19 protein-coding genes are annotated in these 19,552 nt (G+C 67.6%); 10 read left to right on the top strand and 9 right to left on the bottom strand.

Annotation, left to right across the window (positions count from 1 at the left end):
- The first annotated feature begins 85 nt into the window (after positions 1-85).
- A complete protein-coding gene (locus GRF61_RS14565) occupies positions 86-475 on the top strand; it encodes a rhodanese-like domain-containing protein (protein WP_169151363.1) in 390 nt (129 codons plus the stop codon).
- Positions 476-485: 10 nt separating this feature from the next.
- On the opposite strand, the gene GRF61_RS14560 is transcribed toward GRF61_RS14565, so the two are convergent.
- Both GRF61_RS14560 and GRF61_RS14555 read right to left on the bottom strand, forming a co-directional pair.
- The gene (locus tag GRF61_RS14560) at positions 486-1,682 is read right to left on the bottom strand and encodes a multidrug effflux MFS transporter (protein ID WP_169151362.1); all 1,197 of its coding nucleotides are present in this window, start codon (positions 1,680-1,682) and stop codon (positions 486-488) included.
- A 32-nt stretch (positions 1,683-1,714) separates the two neighbouring features.
- On the bottom strand, positions 1,715-3,232 hold the full coding sequence (locus GRF61_RS14555) for a YifB family Mg chelatase-like AAA ATPase (RefSeq protein ID WP_169151361.1): 1,518 nt from the start codon (positions 3,230-3,232) through the stop codon (positions 1,715-1,717).
- A gap of 196 nt (positions 3,233-3,428) precedes the next feature.
- Here GRF61_RS14555 and GRF61_RS14550 point away from each other — a divergent pair, with 196 nt between their 5' ends.
- Entirely contained in the window at positions 3,429-4,280 is an 852-nt protein-coding gene (locus tag GRF61_RS14550) for an SGNH/GDSL hydrolase family protein (RefSeq protein ID WP_169151360.1), read from the top strand.
- A 44-nt stretch (positions 4,281-4,324) separates the two neighbouring features.
- Here GRF61_RS14550 and GRF61_RS14545 read toward each other — a convergent pair whose 3' ends face one another.
- Positions 4,325-4,573, bottom strand: a complete 249-nt coding sequence (locus tag GRF61_RS14545) for an accessory factor UbiK family protein (RefSeq protein ID WP_133592504.1) — start codon at positions 4,571-4,573, stop codon at positions 4,325-4,327.
- Positions 4,574-4,872: 299 nt separating this feature from the next.
- Here GRF61_RS14545 and GRF61_RS14540 point away from each other — a divergent pair, with 299 nt between their 5' ends.
- The 5 genes from GRF61_RS14540 to GRF61_RS14520 all read left to right on the top strand — a co-directional run bounded on the left by GRF61_RS14540 (position 4,873) and on the right by GRF61_RS14520 (position 9,508).
- A complete protein-coding gene (locus GRF61_RS14540; protein ID WP_169151359.1) occupies positions 4,873-5,619 on the top strand; it encodes a TorF family putative porin in 747 nt (248 codons plus the stop codon).
- Positions 5,620-5,676: 57 nt separating this feature from the next.
- Positions 5,677-6,015, top strand: a complete 339-nt coding sequence (glnK, locus tag GRF61_RS14535) for a P-II family nitrogen regulator (RefSeq protein WP_133592500.1) — start codon at positions 5,677-5,679, stop codon at positions 6,013-6,015.
- Positions 6,016-6,029: 14 nt separating this feature from the next.
- Positions 6,030-7,418 carry an ammonium transporter gene (amt, locus tag GRF61_RS14530; protein WP_169151358.1) on the top strand — a complete coding sequence of 463 codons (1,389 nt, stop codon included), beginning with the start codon at positions 6,030-6,032 and terminating at the stop codon, positions 7,416-7,418.
- A 268-nt stretch (positions 7,419-7,686) separates the two neighbouring features.
- Positions 7,687-8,382, top strand: a complete 696-nt coding sequence (locus tag GRF61_RS14525; RefSeq protein ID WP_169151357.1) for an OmpW family outer membrane protein — start codon at positions 7,687-7,689, stop codon at positions 8,380-8,382.
- A gap of 226 nt (positions 8,383-8,608) precedes the next feature.
- Positions 8,609-9,508 (top strand): PIN domain-containing protein, encoded by a 900-nt coding sequence (locus GRF61_RS14520; protein WP_169151356.1) that lies wholly within the window; start codon positions 8,609-8,611, stop codon positions 9,506-9,508.
- A gap of 241 nt (positions 9,509-9,749) precedes the next feature.
- On the opposite strand, the gene purU is transcribed toward GRF61_RS14520, so the two are convergent.
- Positions 9,750-10,625: a formyltetrahydrofolate deformylase gene (purU, locus tag GRF61_RS14515; RefSeq protein ID WP_169151355.1), complete on the bottom strand. Its 876-nt coding sequence runs from the start codon at positions 10,623-10,625 to the stop codon at positions 9,750-9,752.
- 29 nt (positions 10,626-10,654) lie between these two features.
- Entirely contained in the window at positions 10,655-11,266 is a 612-nt protein-coding gene (thrH, locus tag GRF61_RS14510; RefSeq protein WP_169151354.1) for a bifunctional phosphoserine phosphatase/homoserine phosphotransferase ThrH, read from the bottom strand.
- 208 nt (positions 11,267-11,474) lie between these two features.
- Here thrH and GRF61_RS14505 point away from each other — a divergent pair, with 208 nt between their 5' ends.
- Positions 11,475-12,680 carry an HD-GYP domain-containing protein gene (locus tag GRF61_RS14505; protein WP_169151353.1) on the top strand — a complete coding sequence of 402 codons (1,206 nt, stop codon included), beginning with the start codon at positions 11,475-11,477 and terminating at the stop codon, positions 12,678-12,680.
- Positions 12,681-12,800: 120 nt separating this feature from the next.
- On the opposite strand, the gene GRF61_RS14500 is transcribed toward GRF61_RS14505, so the two are convergent.
- Entirely contained in the window at positions 12,801-14,732 is a 1,932-nt protein-coding gene (locus GRF61_RS14500; protein ID WP_169151352.1) for an ATP-binding cassette domain-containing protein, read from the bottom strand.
- Positions 14,733-14,819: 87 nt separating this feature from the next.
- Here GRF61_RS14500 and GRF61_RS14495 point away from each other — a divergent pair, with 87 nt between their 5' ends.
- Positions 14,820-15,422 carry a hypothetical protein gene (locus GRF61_RS14495; RefSeq protein WP_169151351.1) on the top strand — a complete coding sequence of 201 codons (603 nt, stop codon included), beginning with the start codon at positions 14,820-14,822 and terminating at the stop codon, positions 15,420-15,422.
- Between the two features lie 116 nt (positions 15,423-15,538).
- On the opposite strand, the gene GRF61_RS14490 is transcribed toward GRF61_RS14495, so the two are convergent.
- From GRF61_RS14490 to GRF61_RS14480, 3 genes are all read right to left on the bottom strand, one after another.
- Positions 15,539-16,165: a 2-hydroxychromene-2-carboxylate isomerase gene (locus GRF61_RS14490; RefSeq protein ID WP_169151350.1), complete on the bottom strand. Its 627-nt coding sequence runs from the start codon at positions 16,163-16,165 to the stop codon at positions 15,539-15,541.
- Between the two features lie 137 nt (positions 16,166-16,302).
- Positions 16,303-16,938 carry a histidine phosphatase family protein gene (locus GRF61_RS14485; RefSeq protein ID WP_169151349.1) on the bottom strand — a complete coding sequence of 212 codons (636 nt, stop codon included), beginning with the start codon at positions 16,936-16,938 and terminating at the stop codon, positions 16,303-16,305.
- Positions 16,939-17,023: 85 nt separating this feature from the next.
- Positions 17,024-18,661 (bottom strand): Na+/H+ antiporter, encoded by a 1,638-nt coding sequence (locus tag GRF61_RS14480; RefSeq protein ID WP_169151348.1) that lies wholly within the window; start codon positions 18,659-18,661, stop codon positions 17,024-17,026.
- Between the two features lie 228 nt (positions 18,662-18,889).
- On the opposite strand from GRF61_RS14480, the gene GRF61_RS14475 reads away from it, so the two are divergent.
- The gene (locus tag GRF61_RS14475) at positions 18,890-19,441 is read left to right on the top strand and encodes an isochorismatase family protein (protein WP_169151347.1); all 552 of its coding nucleotides are present in this window, start codon (positions 18,890-18,892) and stop codon (positions 19,439-19,441) included.
- The last annotated feature ends 111 nt before the right edge of the window (positions 19,442-19,552 follow it).

The raw sequence follows: 19,552 nt of genomic DNA, 5'->3' as shown, positions 1-19,552 counted from the left end.
GCGGAAACCCCGCTACACGGCCCTCTTCCGCCCGCCAGCCGTATCGCTGTTACAGAATATAATGCTTCTCTAAAGGAGAGGCATCATGAAGGAACTCAGCCCCAGGGAGGCCCATGCCTACCTGCAGACCAACCCGAACGCGCTGCTGATCGACGTGCGCAGCGAGATCGAGCACCACTTCGTCGGCCATCCGCCGGCGGCACGGCACATTCCCTGGAACGACGGGCCGGAATGGGCGGTGAATCCGGATTTCGTCAGCGACGTGGAGAAGCTCGCCGGCGATCGCAAACGCCCTCTGCTGCTGCTCTGCCGCAGCGGCAACCGCTCGGAAATGGCGGCACAGGCCCTGATCGCCGCCGGCTTCAGCCAAGTCTTCAACATCGTCCATGGCTTCGAGGGCGACCTGGACGAACACCACCATCGCAACACCCTGAACGGCTGGCGGCACGACGGCCTGCCGTGGGAGCAGTGCTGAGGCGTCTGCCTCAGCCTGGCGGACGCAGCCCGGCCACCCGCTCCCAGCCGAGGTAAGCCAGCAGCCCCAGCGCCAGGAACAAGCTCATCCCCGCCGCCAACGAGAGTGCCGATTGCCACAGCAGCGGCGCCAACGCGCCGGCGGTAAGCGCATTGAGGCCAACCTGCAAGAAGCTCTGACAGCTGGACGCCAGCCCGCGCCGCGCCGGGAAGATCTCCAGCGCGAGCAGCGTCAGCGCCGGCATCGCCAGCGACATGCCGAAGGTGAAGACGGCGATCGGCGCCACCGACCAGGGTAGGCCGGGCACCAGCAAGGCCGCCACCAGCAGGTTGAAACCGGCGGCGAAGATCATGACGGCGAAGCCGATCGCGATCGCCCGCCGCGGCGTCCACCGCTCCGCCATCCGGCCGGAGAGCATGGAGCCCAGCATCATGCCGGCAACCGAGGGCACGAACAGCCAGCCGAAGTCGGTCGCCGCCAGCCCCAGGTGTTGCATCACGAACACCGGCGCCGACAGCACGTAGAGGAAGAAGCCGTTGAACTTCAGCGCCACCGCACTGGCCACCAGCAGGAAGGCCGGATGGGTGAGCACCTTCCAGTAAGCGCGGGCGAGTTCGCCGGGGTGCAAGGGCTGGCGTGCCGTTTCCGCCAGCGTCTCCGGCAGGTAGCGCCACGTCAGCCAGGTGAGCAGCAGGCCGAACAGCGTCAGGAAGACGAAGATGGCCCGCCAGCCGCCCAGCGCCAGCAGCCCGCCGCCGACCATGGGCGCGATTGCCGGCGCGATGGCGAAGATCACCATCACCCGCGACATCAGCCGCTGCGCCTGCGGCCCCTCGTGCAGGTCGCGGATCACCGCCCGCCCCACCACCATGCCGGCGCCGCCGCACAGCCCTTGTATCGCCCGCCCCAGCCACAGCCATTCCACTGACGGGGCCAGCGCGCACAGCGCCGAAGACACCGCGAACATGCCGCTGGTGGCGAGCAGCACCGCGCGGCGGCCGTAGCGGTCGGCCAGCGCGCCATGCCACAGCACCATGAAGGCGAAGGTCGCCATGTAGGCGGTCAGCGTCTGCTGGATCTCCAGCTGGGTGGCGCCGAGGGCGGCGGCCATCTGGGCGAAGGCGGGGAGGTAGGTGTCAATGGCGAAAGGGCCGACCGCCGACAGGGCGGCCAGCAGCGCCGCCAACATGGGGGTGGAAACAGGCATTCTTGTTTTTCCGGTCTGTCAGGGAGGGCGGCTCAGGCGCCTGTCGGCCGGCGCTCCTCGAAACCCCTGCGATACTGGATCGCTTCGGCGACGTGGGCTGCGGAAGGACGTTCGACACCGGCCAGATCGGCCAGCGTGCGGGCCACCCGAAGCACCCGATGATACGCCCGCGCCGACAGGTTGAGACGCATCATCGCCTCCCTCAGCAGGCTGGCGGCAGCGCTGTCCGGCATGCAGTGCGCCTCCACCGCGGCCGCCTCCAGCCGGGCGTTCGCCACCCCCTGGCGCTGCTGCTGCCGTGCCCGCGCCTGGGCGACTCGTGCGCGCACCACAGCGGTCGTCTCGCCCGGGGCGGCGCCCACCAGTTCGTCGTGGCTGGGGGCGGGCACCTCTATCATCAGGTCGATGCGATCCAGCAGGGGGCCGGAGAGCCGGCCACGGTAGCGGGAGATCTGATCCGGAGTGCACCGGCACGGTCGCCGGGGATGGCCGGCGTAGCCGCAGGGGCAGGGATTCATCGCCGCCACCAGCTGGAAACGCGCGGGAAAGATGGCTTTGCGCCTGGCCCGCGCCACCGTCACCATGCCGGTCTCCAGCGGTTCGCGCAGCGCCTCCAGCACTCTGCGGTCGAACTCCGGCAATTCGTCCAGGAACAGGATTCCATGGTGGGACAGCGAGATCTCGCCTGGCCGGGGTGAGGCGCCACCGCCGACGACGGCGGCGCTGGAGGCGGAGTGATGCGGAAAGCGGAAGGGCCGGCGCCCCCAGTCGGCTGGATCGAATTCACCATCCAGCGAATGCAGCGCCGCCACCTCCAGCGCCTCCGCTTCGTCCATCGCCGGCAGCAAGCCCGGCAAGCGCTGGGCCAGCATGGACTTGCCGGTGCCGGGCGGGCCGAACAGCAGCAGCGAATGCCCGCCTGCCGCAGCCACCTCCAGCGCGCGGCGGGCCTGCAGCTGGCCGCGCACGTCGGCAAGATCGGGGCCGTTCGCGCGCTCGTCCGCCAGCGCCTCCGGGCGCACCTGCAGCGGTAATTCCTCATGCCCGTTGAGGTGGGCGCACACTGCCAGCAGGCCAGCAGCCGGCCGCACGCTCACCGTGCGCGCCAACGCCGCCTCGCTGGCATTGTCCGCCGCCACCACCAGGCTGCGCCCTGCCCGCCCGGCCGCCAGCGCAGCAGCGAGCACCCCGCGCACGCCCCGCAGGCTGCCATCCAGCGACAACTCGCCGCAAAACTCGTATTCGTCCAGGCGGGAGCCTTGCACCTGGCCGGACGCGACCAGGATGCCCAGCGCGATGGCGAGATCGAAGCGGCCGCCCTCCTTCGGCAGGTCGGCCGGCGCCAGGTTGACGGTGATGCGCCGGGCGGGAAACTCGAAGCAGGAGGTGGTGATGGCGGCCCGCACCCGGTCGCGCGCCTCGCGCACCTCGGTATCCGGCAGGCCGACCAGGCTGAAGGTGGGCAGGCCATTTGCCAGGTGGACCTCCACCACGACCTCCGGGGCCGCCAGGCCATCCACGGCCCTGGCCCGGACCAACGCAAGCGACATGTGGAGCTCTCCGGCAGAAATGCCGAATTATGCCAAAACGCTAATCCAGCCAGAACCGCGGAAAACCCCTGTCGCGCCACCGCAGCCGCCCGCCGCGCTGCACCGCAAAACGCCATCGACATCATGGCGAACAGCTTCTATTGTTCCCTGTGTCATTGCCTCGACCGGGGCAGACAAACTCAGGAGATGCAGGAATATGGCCCGATACGCGGTGGACGTCATACAGGCGACCAACCTCAACAACGAAGATGCGCAATCCCGACTGGACGACAAGCAGGCCTATGCCTGGCGCTTCCTCGCCGAAGGGGATTCGTGGTTCACCATCGGCGCCATTCCCTCTTCCAGCTATCTGTACGAGCTCAACCTGTCACGGCCCTCCGTACTGCTGAACCTCGGCTACCCGGGCGACACCCTGAGCAACATGGCACAGATGACTGGCAACAAGGAGTTCGCCCGCCGCCTTGCGCATCCGAACTGGGCGTCGGACTGGGATGCCATCCTGCTCAGCGCTGGCGGCAACGACCTGGTGAACAAGGTGGACAACCTGGTGGTGCAGTCACCCGCTGCCGATACGCCGGTGAAGGACTGCATAGACCCGGAGGAACTGGCGCGCTTCCGCACCCGCATCCGCCAGGGCATGGAGGAAATTGTCGCGCTGCGGGATGCACCTGGCAGCGTCAATGCCGGCAAGCCCATCATCGCCCACACTTATGACTACCCGACGGCGCGGCCGGCACCGGGCAATTTCCTCTTCGTGCCGGTCACCCAGCCGTGGCTGATGCCCAACTTCGTCGAGAGGAATGTGCCGGAAGCGCTGTGGCCGGCACTGGCGCGGCATCTGCTGGATCTATTGGGAGATGTACTGCTTGAACTGGAACGCGAGCTGCCGGCTTTCCATGTGGTTGACACCCGGGGCACGCTGGACCCGGCCGCCCCTGGCGCACGCGGCAACAGCGGCGACTGGCTGAACGAGATCCACCCGAATGCGGCGGGCTACCGCAAGCTGGCCGCCCGCCTGTCAGCCGCGATAGAGCAGGTACTGACCTGATGGAGCACGCCGGCAAGCCCCCGGCGCAACCGGGGATAGGAGGCTCAGACGCCGCCGCCAGCCCGCTCGGCTTCCAGCGCGGCCACGCGTGCCTCCAGTTCCTCCAGGCGCTTGCGGGTCTGCGCCAGGACTTCGCGCTGGACTTCGAATTCTTCCCGGGTCACCAGGTCCAGCTTGGCGAAGGCGCCGGTCAATACCGCACGGACGTTCTTTTCGATGTCGCGGGCAGGGTTGCCGGCAGCCAGCTCGGAAAGCTTGGCGCCGATCTCGTCGAGGATACGGGGAGTAGTCATGGCCGCAGAAGATCCGGATGTTCGGGAAACGCCAAAGTCTAGCACCGCCATGGGGCTGGAAGCCGCTGCTGGCGCCGCATCGGCCGTTTTGGTGCTTACCCTACATTTCAATGCACCAATTTTGTGCATAAAACGTGGCGGTTTTCCCCCCGCCCCTTGCCGCGGTGCACGATTCGGCTTGCATGCGTTCCCTATGCAATTGCAAGCCCTTATTTCAGCGGCTTTTCCCCGAGCTGGCACGGCGCGTGCATAGCTCCCCCTGCGAAAAACACCACCCGTTCAACTAGGAGATAAAAGCCATGCGCAAGAGCAGTCTCGCAATCGCAGTCCTCGCTTCTATGCAACTGATTGGCACCGGTGTCGCCCATGCCCAGGAGGAGAGCCCGTTCAGTGCCAACGTCAGCCTGACCAGCGATTACGCCTATCGCGGTATCAGCCAGACCGACGAAGGCCCGGCTCTGCAGGGTGGGTTCGACTTCAAGCATTCCAGCGGTTTCTACCTCGGCACCTGGGGCTCCAGCATCTCCTGGCTGCGCGACCTGGAGCGCGGCGGCGACGTTTCCTCCAACAACAGCCTGGAGCTCGACGTCTATGGCGGCTATGCGCATGAATTCGGCGATTTCGGCGTCGATGTGGGCTTGCTGCAGTACTTCTACCCCGGCAGCTACAACCGCGAATGGAAGGACTACACCGGCCTCAAGAACCCGAACACCCTGGAAGGCTACGTCGGCCTGTCCTGGAAGTTCCTGTCGTTCAAGTACTCGCACGCCTTCACCGACCTGTTCGGCGCCCCGGACTCCAAGGGCAGCCAGTACTTCGACCTGTCCGCCTCCTATGAGATCGCCGATGGCATCAGCCTGGATGGCCACTACGGCCACCAGATGATCACCGGCCCCGGCAAGTCCTACTACGACTGGAAGCTGGGCGTGACTGCCTCCTACTGGGGCGTAGACTTCGGCCTGCACTACGTGGATACCGACATCAGCCACAAGGACTCGGTCGACGCCGACGCCCGCTATATCTTCTCGGTAACCAAGTCCTTCTGACCATCAACTCCGGATACGGGACGAGCGTCGTCCCGGCCGGGCAAAAGGAGAAGCAATATGAAGTTCATCACCGCCATCATCAAGCCGTTCAAGCTCGACGAGGTGCGTGAGGCCCTGTCCGCCATCGGCGTGCAAGGCATCACCGTCACCGAAGTCAAGGGATTCGGCCGCCAGAAGGGCCACACCGAGCTCTACCGCGGCGCGGAATACGTCGTCGACTTCCTGCCCAAGGTGAAGATCGAGGCGGCCATCCGCGACGACCTGCTCGATCAGGCGATCGAAGCGATCGAGAAGTCCGCTTCGACCGGCAAGATCGGTGACGGCAAGATCTTCGTCTTCGACCTCGAGCAGGCCATCCGTATCCGTACTGGTGAAACAGGCGCCGACGCGCTGTAAGGGAGAACAAGGGAATGAAAAAACTATTTGCAATCCTGCTGACGGCCCTGACCGTCGGCTTTGCGGGCGGCGTTTACGCCCAGGAAACCGCGGCGCCAGCCGCCGAGCCGGCGGCGGAAGCGCCTGCTGCGGCACCGGCCGCTGCCGCAGAAGCCCCGGCGGCCGAACCTGCCGCCGCCGAGCCCAAGCTCGACACCGGCGACACCGCCTGGATGCTCACCTCCACCATGCTGGTCATCCTGATGACCATCCCCGGCCTCGCCCTGTTCTATGGCGGCCTCGCCCGCAGCAAGAACATGCTCTCGGTGCTGATGCAGGTCTTCGTGATCTTCTCCCTGATCACCGTCCTGTGGTGCATCTACGGCTACAGCCTGGCCTTCTCGGGTGAAGGCAAGTTCATCGGCGGCCTGGAGCGCATCTTCCTGAACGGCATCACCGCCGACACCATGTCCGGCATGCTGCCCACCATCCCCGAGCTGGTCTTCGTGGTGTTCCAGTCCACCTTCGCCGCGATCACCACCGCGCTGATCGTCGGCTCCTACGCCGAGCGCATCAAGTTCTCCGCGGTGATCCTGTTCTCCGTGCTGTGGTTCACCTTCAGCTACGTGCCCATCGCCCACATCGTCTGGGGCGGCGGCCTGCTGGGTGCCGATGGCGCGCTGGACTTCGCCGGCGGTACCGTGGTCCACATCAACGCCGGTGTCGCCGGCCTGGTGGGCGCCTATGTGCTCGGCAAGCGTGTCGGCTTCGGCAAGGAAGCCTTCACCCCGCACTCACTGACGATGACCATGATCGGCGCCTCCCTGCTGTGGGTGGGCTGGTTCGGCTTCAACGCCGGCTCCGCCGGTGCGGCCAACGGCATCGCCGGCCTCGCCTTCATCAACACCGTGCTCGCCACTGGCGCCGCCACCCTGGCGTGGATCACCGGTGAAGCGCTGTTCAAGGGCAAGCCCTCCATGCTCGGCGCTGCCTCTGGCGCGGTTGCCGGCCTGGTTGCGGTGACTCCGGCTGCCGGCTTCGTCGGCCCGATGGGCTCCATCGTCCTCGGCCTGATCGCCGGCTTCGTCTGCCTGTGGGGCGTGAGCGGCCTGAAGCGCATGCTGGGTGCGGACGACGCCTTCGACGTGTTCGGCGTCCATGGCGTGGGCGGCATCGTCGGCGCCATCCTTACCGGCGTGCTGGCTTCCTCCGCCTTCGGCGGCGTGAAGGGCGACGACTTCGCCATCGGCGCGCAAGTGGCCATCCAGGTGAAGAGCGTGATCTTCACCATCGTGTGGTCCGGCGTGGTCTCCTTCGTCGCCTACAAGATCGTCGATCTGCTGGTCGGCCTGCGGGTGCCGGAAGAGGAAGAGCGCGAAGGCCTGGACGTCACGTCCCACGGCGAAACCGCCTACCACCACTAAGCAGCTTCTCCGAGCCGGTCTCTCCTCCGGTTCCATCCAAGGCGCCCTCCGGGGCGCCTTTTTTATTGCCTGTCTTCATTGGGGAACAGAAAGCGCAGCCCTCCCATCGCCCGCGATTCAGTACTACCGGAACCAAGTGACCGCTTTTCTGTCGCGATTAACCATACGAATTAAGTGGTAATTGAGCCAAGTCAATATCCATATTCCGCGGCTGCCTAGGATGAGCGCCGGCCAACATCGGCCGTTCGAATTCGACTGGAGTCAGTCCATGCGTAAACAACTCTTCACCGCGTCCCTGGCCGCGCTTGCCCTCTCCGCCCCCCTCGCCCACGCTCACGAAGCCGGCGACATCTTCATCCGCGCAGGGGCTGCCCACGTGAATCCGGTGGAAGACAGCTCGCGCCTCAAGATCAATGGCGCCCCCGTTGACGGCACCAAGGCAACGCTGGACGACAACACCCAGCTGGGCCTCACCGGCACTTACATGATCACCGACAAGATCGGTATCGAACTGCTAGCCGCTACGCCCTTCACCCACAAGATCGGGATCAAGGGCGTGGATGCCGCGCTCGGTACCCCCGCTGGCACCATCGACGGCAACTTCGGTGAGACCAAGCACCTTCCGCCCACCATCAGCCTGCAGTTCTACCCGCTGGACTCCAAGTCCCGCTTCCAGCCCTACGTCGGTGCCGGCCTGAACTACACCTGGTTCTTCGACGAGAAGCTGACCAGCCGCCAGAAGGCCAATGGCTTCAGCGACCTGAAGCTGAAGAACTCCTGGGGCCTCGCCATGCAAGTCGGCATGGACGTGATGATCACCGACAAGCTGATGTTCAACGCCGCGGTCTGGCGCATCGACATCGACACCACCGCCAGCGTCAACCACAACGCGCTGGGCAAGGTGAAGGTCGACGTGGACGTCGATCCCTGGGTGTACATGGTCGGCCTCGGCTACAAGTTCTGATCCCTCTGCAGCATCCGGGCCGCGCGGAGCTTTCTCCAGGCTCCGCGCCCTTCCCGCGCGGGTTTGAGCATGGCAAAGACGCCATGGGATCATCCGCCCGCCATGCCGCGAGGCAGGCCGCCGCGACAGGTTGCCCGACAACACCATCCGCCGCAGCCAAGCAGGCTTGCTCCGGTTTCGCTCACCGTTGCCGCCACCGCAACCACCGACTGTTCATCCGTTCGGCATGAGCCAGGATTTCTTCGATCACTCGCTGCTGCTGGCGCTGCTGGCACCAGACGAAAGCCGCGCGGAGCAGGCAAGACGGCTGGCCGCCCGCGGCGGCCTCACCTGCCAACCAGCACTGAACCGCGCCATCCACGCCTTGCGTGCGGACATGGACTGCAACTGGGACGAGATCGACGAATTCGCCACCCTGATCGCCGAACTGTTCGAAGTCCTCACGCCGGACGCCGGCACCTACGACAGCGCCCGCCTGCTCGCACGCCAGCATGAGCTGGATCTGGACGATGCCCTTGCCCTCGCTTGCGCACAGCAAGCCGGCTGCGCGCGGCTGCACTCCCTCCAGCTGCCGGCGGACCTGAAGCTGGAAAGCGGCCTGAAGGTCAGCAATCCCCTGCCGCGGAAACAACCCGCCAGCCACAGTGGCGAGACCGGGCGCAAGCGCATCACCGGCCTCTATGCCCGCCCCGGCTTCCTGCTCCGCCGCGCCCACCAGATATCGGTGGCCATCTTCGAGAACGCCTGCGCCGACATCGCGCTGACACCAGCGCAGTTCTCGGTGCTCACCGCCCTCCATGCCCGCCCCGGTTACGACCAGACCAGTGTGGGCCGCGCGCTGGGCATGGACAAGGTCACCATCTCCCACCTGCTGCGCGGGCTGGAAGCCCGCGGCCTGGTGCTCCGGGCCGCCACCGAGCAGAGCCGCCGCGGCCTCGCCATCTCGCTGACCGAGGCCGGCAGCGCCCTGCTGGACCAGGCCGAGCCACGGGTGGAGCGCGCCTACCGCCGGCTGCTGTCGCCCCTCGACAAGAGCCAGCAAAAGCAGTTGCTGGCCCTGCTGCACACCCTCAATACCGGGCTGGAGCCCCTGGCCCGCACCACTTTCACGCCCATCGCGGAGTAAAGCCGCGCAGGCATGCTCCGCCGGCGTGCGGCTTCGGCTTCCACCCGTGCTACCGGAATGGTTGACGGTGGAAGAGAACATCACCGTGGTGTTCGAGCGCGAGGGCCGCGCCAAGGGAGATCATGCAGGCGCTGGAATAGCGCGGCAGGCCCGCGACAAGCAAAGAGGCCCGGCACGCAATCGCGCGCCGGGCCTCTTCCTTTCCCGCCGGCCTTGCCAGCCCTAAGGCCGGCAAGGACGCTCAGCGGAACACGATGGTCTTGTTGCCGTGGACCAGCACCCGGTCTTCCAGGTGGTAGCGCAGGCCGCGGGCCAGCACGGTTTTTTCGATGTCCTTGCCGTAGCGCACCATGTCTTCCACCGAGTCGGAGTGGTCGATGCGGATCACGTCCTGCTCGATGATGGGGCCTTGGTCCAGCTGGGCGGTCACATAGTGGCAGGTGGCACCGATCAGCTTCACGCCCTTGGCGTACGCCTGGTGGTAGGGCCTGGCGCCGACGAAGCTGGGCAGGAAGCTGTGGTGGATGTTGAGGATGCGGCCGGGGTAGGCGCCGCACAGCTCGGGCGACAGGATCTGCATGTAGCGCGCCAGCACCATCACGTCGCCGCCCACGTCCTCGAACAGGCGCTGCACCTCGGCATAGGCCGCCGCCTTGTTGTCGGCGGTCACCGGCACATGGTGGAAAGGAATGCCGTGCCATTCGACGAAGCCGCGGAAGGTGTCATGGTTGGAGATCACGCAGGGGATCTCGATGTCCAGCTCCTTCGATTGCCAGCGCGCCAGCAGGTCGTACAGGCAATGCTCCTGCCTGGACACCAGCACCACCACCCGCTTCTTCACCGCCGAGTCACTGATCTTCCAGTCCATGTCGAACTCCTCCGCGATGGGGCGGAAGCGCTCGCGGAACTCGGCGAGGTGGAAGGGCAGCGAGGAGGCCTTGATCTCGATGCGCATGAAGTAGCGCCCCACCTCTTCGCCCTCGCCCGGCGGCTCCGCATGCAGCGAGGTTTCGAGGATCCAGCCCTTGTGTTCGGCGATGAAACCGGAAACGCGGGCGACGATGCCAACACGGTCGGGGCAGGAGGCGGAGAGGGTGTAGAAGCGTTCGCGGTGCATGAGAGTACGGCTGGAGACGGCAGGGAGAATCAGGCGTTACGGGCGAAGGCGAGGTCGATTTCGCGGCGCAGGGCGGCGTAGTCGCGCACCACCGGGTACTGCGGGAACTCGCGCACCACGTTCTCCGGCGGATGGAACAGGATGCCGCCGTGGGCTTCTCCCAGCATCGCGGTGTCGTTGTAGGAGTCGCCGGCGGCAACCACCTTGAAGTTCAGTTCCTTGAAGCGCTTCACCGCCTCGCGCTTCTGGTCCGGCATGCGCAGGTGGTAGTTCACCAGGATGCCATCGGCGCCGGCTTCCAGGCTGTGGCAGAACAGCGTCGGCCAGCCGAGCTGGCGCATCAGCGGATGGGCGAATTCGTAGAAGGTGTCGGACAGGATCACCACCTGGTATTCCTCGCGCAGGCTGTCGAGGAACTCGCGTGCCCCGGCCATCGGGCCCATGCTGGCGATCACTTCCTGGATGTCGGGCAAGCCCAGCTTCTTCTCCGCCAGGATGTTCAGGCGGTACTTCATCAGGGTGTCGTAGTTCGGCTCGTCACGGGTGGTCCGGCGCAGCTCCGGGATGCCGGTACGTTCGGCGAATTCGATCCAGATTTCCGGGACCAGCACACCTTCAAGGTCGAGACAGACGATTCTCACCAGACACTCCTGTGGCACGAGAGGGCAAAGGCGCGATTCTAGCAGCCGCAGCCGCCCTCGCCCCATCCGCCGAGGAGATTGGCGGCCGCCGTGGAGGATGCCCGTATCCGGGCATTTCCCCGGTGGAAACGCTGGAGGCCAGCTTCCATACTTTGCGCAATACCTTCAGGCACTTTCCCCCCGCCCGGCTACACCCCCCGCCTCCTCCATGATCAAGCTCATTCCCATCGAAAAACTTCGGCCGGGCATGTATGTGCACGACCTCAACTGTGGTTGGTTCGACCACAACTTCGCCCTCAACCACTTCGCGGTAAAGAACGAGAAAACCCTTGAGGAGGTGCGCGCCATCGGCGTGCACGAGATCTACATCGACACTTCGCGCGGCGCCGACGTGGACGGCGGAACCTCGGCGGAGGAGCAGGCCCGCAAGGTGGATGCGCAGATAGAGGCCATCGCCGCCGCAGGCCCGGATGTGCAGCCGCCGCCCTCGGTGGCGGAGGAGATGCGCCAGGCGCGCGGCCTGCACAAGCAGGCCCATCGCATCGTGCGCAGCATGATGAGCGACATCCGGCTGGGCCGGCAGATCGAGATGGAGCAGGTCGAGCCGATGGTGGAGCGCATCGTCGATTCCATCTTCCGCCAGCAGGACGCGCTGCTGCCGCTTGCGCGGCTGAAGACCCACGACGAATACACCTTCCTGCACTCGGTGTCGGTCTGTGCGCTGATGACCGCCTTCGCCCGCGCGCTGGAGTTGCCACGCGACGTCATCCGCGAGATCGCCATCGGTGCCCTGCTGCACGACGTCGGCAAGGCCAAGGTGCCGGACTCCATCCTGAACAAGCCGGCCAAGCTCACCGACGCCGAGTTCGACAAGATGAAATCCCATGTGGTGCAGAGCAAGATCATCCTGCAGCACACGCCGGGCATCAGCCAGATCGCGCTGGACGTGGCTGCGCAGCACCATGAGCGCTTCGACGGCACCGGCTATCCGAACAAGCTCAAGGGCGAGGAGATCAGCCTCTACGGCCGCATGGGCGCGATCGTGGATGTGTACGACGCCCTTACCTCGGACCGCGTCTACCACAAGGGCATGCCGCCCACCGAGGCGCTGCGCAAGCTGCTGGAGTGGAGCAAGTTCCACTTCGAGCCGACGCTGGTGCAGGCCTTCATCCGCGCCATCGGCATCTATCCCACCGGCTCATTGGTACGGCTGGAGAGCGGCCGGCTGGCGGTGGTGCAGGAACAACATCCGGAGCATCTGCTGCAGCCCACGGTGAAGGTGGTCTACCACAGCAAGGGCCACTACCTGGAGCCGGAGGTGGTGGACCTGCGCAGGGTGCAGCAGGAACGCATCGTCGGCCATGAAGCATTCGAGAGCTGGGGGATAGACCCGGCGCGCTGGCTGACGGCTTGAGGCGGCGGGCGCGAGCAGCAACTGCGCAACACCCGCCAGTTAGACAGCTGGCCGCGGGACTGGGGTAGAGAGGTCGGGGTAGATAGCGGGGCTGCACGCGGGCAGCCCGGCCACCGCGGCTCAATCCGCCGGCAACCCCTCCAGCGCTTCCGAAATCTCCAGCCAGCGCAGCTCCGCCTCGTCTATCCAGCCGGACAGTTCAGCCTGGCGTTTGAGCAGGGTCTGCAGCTGGGCGGCTTCGGCGCCGGTGTAGAGCGCCGGGTCGGCCAGGCGGGCGTCCAGCAGCTTCTTTTCGCCCTGCCAGCCGGCCAGCTTCTTCTCGATCTGGTCCAGTTCCTTCACCAGCGGCCTGCGTGCCGCCAGCCGCGCCTGGCGGTCGGCGGCAGCCTGTTCGCGTTCGGCCTTGCGGCTGGCCTTGTCGGCGCCACGGGCCGGGTCCTGCCCAGCGGCGGCCATCTCGGCACGGCGGGCGGCCAGCCAGTCGCGGTAGTCGTCCAGGTCGCCGTCGAAGGGCTGCACGCGGCCGTCGTCCACCAGCAGGAAGCGGTCGCAGGTGGCGCGCAGCAGCGCGCGGTCGTGGGATACCAGCACCATGCCGCCGTCGTAGTCCTGCAGCGCCAGCGTGAGGGCGTGGCGCATTTCCAGGTCGAGGTGGTTGGTCGGCTCGTCCAGCAGCAGCAGGTTGGGCCGCTGCCAGATCAGCAGCGCCAGCGCCAGCCGCGACTTCTCGCCGCCGGAGAAGGGGCCGCAAGCGACGGTGGCCGGGGTGGAAGTGCCACCGTTGCCGTCGCCACGGAAGTCGAAACCACCGAGGTAGTCGCGCAGTTCCTGTTCGCGGGTGGCCGGGTCCAGCCGCAGCATGTGCTGCAGCGGAGATTCATCCGGCCTCAGGGTTTCCAGCTGGTGCTGGGCGAAGTAGCCGATGGCCAGGCCCTTGCCTTCCAGCCGGCGGCCGGCGGCGAGTTCCAGCTGGCCGGAGAGCAACTTGATCAGCGTGGACTTACCCGCGCCGTTGCGGCCCAGCAGGCCGACGCGCTCGCCCGGCCGCAGCACCAGGCCAATGCGCTCCAGCACCGTCTTGCCGGTGTAGCCGACCGCGCCGTCCTCGATCTGCAGCAGCGGGTCCGGCGCCGCCGGGCTGGGGCGGAAGCCGAAGCTGAAGGGCGTATCCACATGGGCGGCGGCGATGCGCTCCATCCGCTCCAGCGCCTTGATGCGGCTCTGCGCCTGGCGCGCCTTGGTGGCCTTGGCGCGGAAGCGGCGCACATAGTCTTCCATGTGGGCGATCTGGCGCTGCTGGCGCTCGTACAGCGATTGCTGCTGCGCCAGGCGCTCGCCGCGCTGACGCTCGAAATCCGAGTAGCCGCCGCTGTACAGCGTGAGCTTCTGCTGTTCGATGTGGGCGACGTGGGTGACGCAGGCGTCGAGGAACTCACGGTCGTGGGAGATCAGCAGCAGGGTGCCGGGGTAGTCGCGCAGCCACTGCTCCAGCCAGATCACCGCGTCCAGGTCGAGGTGGTTGGTGGGTTCGTCCAGCAGCAGCAGGTCGGAGCGGCACATCAACGCCTGGGCGAGGTTGAGGCGCATGCGCCAGCCGCCGGAGAAATCGGCCACCGGCCGTTCCATGTCGGCGACGGAGAAACCCAGGCCGTCGAGCAAGGCTGCCGCACGGGAACGGGCGGCGTAACCGCCGATCTCGTGCAGGCGGGCGTGCAGCTCGCCGATGCGCTCGCCGGCGTGGGCGGCCTCCGCCTCCACCAGCTCGGCTTCCACCTTGCGCAGCTCGATGTCGCCATCCAGCGCGTATTCGATCGCAGGCCGCGGCAGGCCAGGGGTTTCCTGGGCGACGTGGGCGACAACCCAGCCGGGCGGCATTTCGAGATCGCCCTGGTCCTGGTGCAGCTCGTCGCGCAGCAGCGCGAACAGGCTGGACTTGCCGCTGCCGTTGGCGCCGGTGAGGCCGACACGCCAGCCGGGGTGGATCTGCAGGGTGGCACCCTCGACCAGGGTCTTGGCGCCACGGGCGAGGCGCAGGTTGCGAAAACTGATCACGGGCGGAAGCTGTCGACAAACAAAGGCGGTATTCTACGCATCCCGCGCAAGCCGTCCCGCAACCTTATTCCGCAGCCCTGTCGCCGCATGTCCACACGCCTCGTTCCCGCCCTGCTGCTCGCCCTGATCGCCCCGCTGGCCTCCGCCCAGGACTCTTCCACCGCCGGCACGCCCGCGGAGCAGGCCTCGCGCCTGAAGGCCGAAGCCAAGAAGCTGCGCGCGCAGGCGGACTCGACCTACACCACGGCGGAGCAGGAGTGCTACCACCGCTTCCTGGTGAATGCCTGCATCGACAAGGAGAAGCAGCGCCGCCTGGACACGGTGACCGAGGCGCGCAAGCTGGAGGCCGAGGCCCGCCGCATCGACCTCGCCGAGAAGCAGCGCATCGCCGCCGAGAGCCCCGGCGCCAAGCCGCCCCGGGAAGCGGCCGCGCCCTCGCCGGACATCACCATCCAGCCGGCGAGTGAGGCCGAGCGCATCCGCGCCGAGCGCGACGCCGCCGCCCGCAAGGCGGAGCAGGATGCCGCCGCTTCCCGCAGCGCCGCCGACAGTGCCCGCAGCCGGCAGCGCAGCGAAGCTGCCGCCGAAGCGGCCGACCGCGCCGACCAGGCCGCCCGCGACCGCGCCCGCTATGAAGAACGCATCCGCGACTACGAAGAGAAGAAAGCGCGCGACGCTGCCGGTCGCTGAGATCTGAGATAGCGGTATCCGCCAGGCTGCCCGCCACGCGCGCCTGCTCCAGCCGCCACCGGAGACCACCCGGGCCCGGCCGCACTGCCCGCGAATCAGGCCAAGGCCCCCGGGCCTCAGCCCGGAACTCCTCCGCCACCTTCCTGCGCCTGCCGGGCCCAGGCCAGCGCATCGTCCAGCCTGTCGTTGCCCCAGAACAGCTCCTTGCCGACGATGAAGCTGGGCGCGCCGAACAGCCCGGCCTCGGTGGCGTGCTCGGTCTGCCGGCGCAAGGCCAGCTTGTTCTCCTCGCTCCCGGCGCACGCCAGCAGCTCGGCCGCCGGCAGCTCCATGCGCTGCAGCAGGTCGGCGATCACTGCCGGATCGCCGATATCCCTGTCCTCGGCGAAATTCGCCGTCATCGCCGCCCGCGAGAAGGCCGCCACCCAACCTTGCTGCACGCCCAGCAGCGCCACCCGCGCTGCCAGCAGACCATTGCGCGGAAAGCGGCTGGGCAGGTGGAAGGGCAGCCCGTACTTGGCCGCCGACCGCTCCATGTCGCGCCACATGTAGCGCCCCTTGGGCGGATAGATGTTGAAGGGCGAATCGTTCCAACCCAGCGCCAGGAAGACCGGGCCCAGCAGGAAAGGGCGCCAGGCGAGTTGCACGCCGGCGGCCTGTGCCGCCTTTTCCACCCGCATCACCGCCAGATAGGAATAAGGGCTGGCGAACTCGTACCAGAACTCCATGACCGGACCTTGCATGAGGCATACCTCCAGGGGAGAAACGGCTATCGGCCGATTGCCGGCATGGCGGGCGCCGGCCGTGCTGCTCGCGGACCGCCATCCTAACGCCATCGCCGGCGCCTGCCCGCCCCGCCGGCCCCAAGCCACCGCGCCGCTCAGCCCAAGCGCCAGCCGGTGCCGTCATGCAGGGCGGCGAAGCCCTGCCCGTTCGCAATCGGCGTGCCCAGGTCGATCCGGCGGAAGCGCCGCATGGTCGGCCCGTCCACCTCGGAAAGCTGACCGGCGATGAAGAGGCGGGTGGCCTGCAGGAACTGGCCGTGGCCGAACACCAGGATGTCGCGCCGGCCCAGCTGGCGGTGGCCGGCGAGTTGCGCCAGCGCGCCGATGACGCGGCGGTGGAACAGGCTGAAGCTCTCGGCATCCTCGCCCTCCACCCGCTGCGGATCTTCCGCCTGCCAATAGGCGTCCGCCCACGGCCGGCGCTGGTGCACCGTGGTGCCGGCGCAGCGCGCCGGGCTCAGGTAGGTGAATTCCTGGATATCCAGGCTGAACACCGGAATGCCGGCAAAGCGGGCGATGGTGGGCGCCGCCGTCTGCCGTGCGCGCAGGAAGGGCGAAGTGATGATGAGGTCCGGTGCCGCGCCGATGCCGGCGGCAATCTCCACCGCCTGCGCCATGCCAAGGTCGGTCAGCGGAATGGCGGCGGGGTCGTCGCTGGGCAGGCCGGCGTTGGCGGCGCTCTCGCCGTGGCGGAAGAAGCGGACGCGCAGGGTATCGGTCGGGGATGTCATGGGTTCGGAAGCGGCTCCGGCCTGCGCGCACTCATCGCCGCGGCGCGATGGCGGCGGCGACGATGAGCATCGGCAAGCCCCGGGCTCAACGGTAGCGCGACTCTATCAGGTCGATCTGGCGCACCAGCCTGCGCGAGATCTCGTCCGAGATCTGGCCGCGGCGGGCGAGGCGGAAGATGGCTTCGCGCTCCGCCTGCAGCCCGGCCAGCCGCAGCGCCACCTCCGCCTGGTCGGCCTGGCGCAGGCGGGCGGCATCCACGCCACCAACATTGCCGTCCTCCAGCCGGTGCTGGTAGTTGGCCATCACCCGCACCGCGGCATTGGTGTAGAGATCCGCCTCGATGGCGCTGTCGCCGCACAGGCCGTGGCGCGCCTTTTCCACCGCGGCGATGGCGGCGGCGGCGGCCTCGCGGCGGGCGAAGTCCTCCTCCCTGCGCTCGGCCGGCTCGTCCGGCAGTTCCAGGCCGCGCAGCAGGCGCGGCAGGCCGATGCTGGCAACCACCAGCGACACCAGGATGACCGCCGCCGCCAGGAAGATGGCCAGATCGCGCGCCGGGAAAGGCGAGCCGTCCGGCAGCATCAGCGGCAGCGTCAGCACGCCGGCCAGGGTGATGGCGCCGCGCACGCCGGCCAGCGAGGTGGCCAGCAGCAGGCGCACGTCCGGCTTGGCCAGCGACTCGCCGCGGCGATAGGCGCGGAACAGGTTCCAGCGCAGCGACACCCACACCCAGGCGAAGCGCAGCAGCGCCAGCACCAGCATGATCACCAGCGCATATACCGCCAGCCACCAGGGGTTGAGGTGGCCGGTTTCCTCCACCGTGGCCACCGCGCCGCGCAGGATGCCGGGCAGCTGTTCTCCCAGCAGCACGAACATGATGCCGTTGAGGGAGAACTGCAGCATGTCCCACACCGCGGCGCGCTGCACCCGGGTGGTGGCCAGCGCGCGGCCGCTCAGCTCGACGTAGCTCATGGTGATGCCGGCGGCCACCGCGGCGAGGATGCCGGAGGCCTGCAGGTGCTCCGCCGCCAGGTAGGCGCCGAAGGGAATCAGCAGGCTCACCAGGATGGGCGAGCCGCTCTCCTCGCCGAACTGGCGCGACAGCCAGCGCTGCGCCAGGCTGATGCCCCAGGTGACGCCGACGCCGATGGCCAGCCCGCCGAAGGCCACCCACAGGAAGGTGACCGAGGCCGAGGCCAGCGAGAAGGAGCCGGTCATCGCCGCCGCCACCGCGAAGCGGAAGCACACCAGGCCGGAGGCGTCGTTGAGCAGGGATTCGCCTTCCAGGATGTGCATCAGCCGCTTGGGGATGGGCGCCCGCGCGGCGATGGACGACACCGCCACCGGATCGGTGGGCGACAGGATGGCCGCCAGCGCGAAAGCCACCGGCAGCGGCATCGCCGGGATCAGCCAGTGGATGAGGAAGCCGGCGCCGATCACGGTGAACACCACCAGGCCGAAGGCCAGCTCCAGGATCACCGCCTTGTCGCGGAACAGGCCTACCTTGGGAATGCGCCAGCCGTCGAGAAAGAGCAGCGGCGGCAGGAAGAGCAGGAAGAAGATTTCCGGGTCCAGCACCACGCCGTGGCCGAACACCCCGGCGATCACCGCGCCGAGCGCGATCTGTATCAAGGGCAGCGGCAGGGAAAAAGGCACCACCCGGACCAGGTAACCGCTGCCCACCACCGCCAGCAGCATCGCCAGCACCACTTCTATCGAATGCATTCCCGTTCCATCGTCAGCCCCAGCGGCAAGGCGGAATTTTAGCTCGCCGCGCCCCGCCGCACGCCGCCCAAGCACAACTGCTCACACTACCATCCGGCATGGCGTGGGCCGCCACCCCCGCACCGCCGCCTTGTCCGTTTTCGTCCGCTTCCGGTCCGCAGCCCGCCTTACCGGCGGCAGAGGCGACCTCTAGCATCCGTCCCATCCCGCCACCACCGGAGCGACAACATGTCCGACACCGCCCTGATCATCATCGACGTCCAGGAATCCTTCCGCCATGCTCCCTTCTGGCGCGAAGACGATGTGCCCGCCTTCCGCGATGCCCTGCTGCGGCTGGAGGCTGGCTGCCGCGAACGCGGCGTGCCGGTGGTGCACATCTTCCATGTCGGCGCCGCCGACCCCTTCACCGAGGAATCCGGCCTGGTGCGGCCGCTGGACTGGCTGCCGGCCGCGCCCGCCGTCAGCTTCCGCAAGCACACCCACAACGCCTTCACCGACACCGGGCTGGACCTGTGGTTGCGCCGCCGCGGCATCACCCGGCTGATCATTGCCGGCATACGCACCGAACAGTGCTGCGAGACCACCGCCCGGCTGGCGGGCGACACCGGCTACACGGTGGACTTCGTCACCGAGGCCACGCTGACCTTCGCCATGACCCACGCCGGCAGCGGACGGGTTTACAGTCCGCAGGAGATCAAGGACGGCGTCGAGCTGGTGCTGGCCGGCCGCTTCGCCCGCATCACCGATGTGGCCGGCGCGCTAGAGGCTGCCAGCGCCTGAAGCCGCGACAAGCGAACACCGCCCGCCCCCCAGCGCGCGGCGAGCCCACAGGCCGGAACAACCGATGGACGATTCACCGCGCAGATTCCCTTCCGGCCCGCAGCCCTCCCG

Origin of the sequence: Azoarcus sp. TTM-91, from assembly GCF_012911025.1 — a bacterium.
GTDB lineage: Bacteria > Pseudomonadota > Gammaproteobacteria > Burkholderiales > Rhodocyclaceae > Azoarcus.
This window is presented reverse-complemented; position numbering and strand designations above follow the sequence as displayed.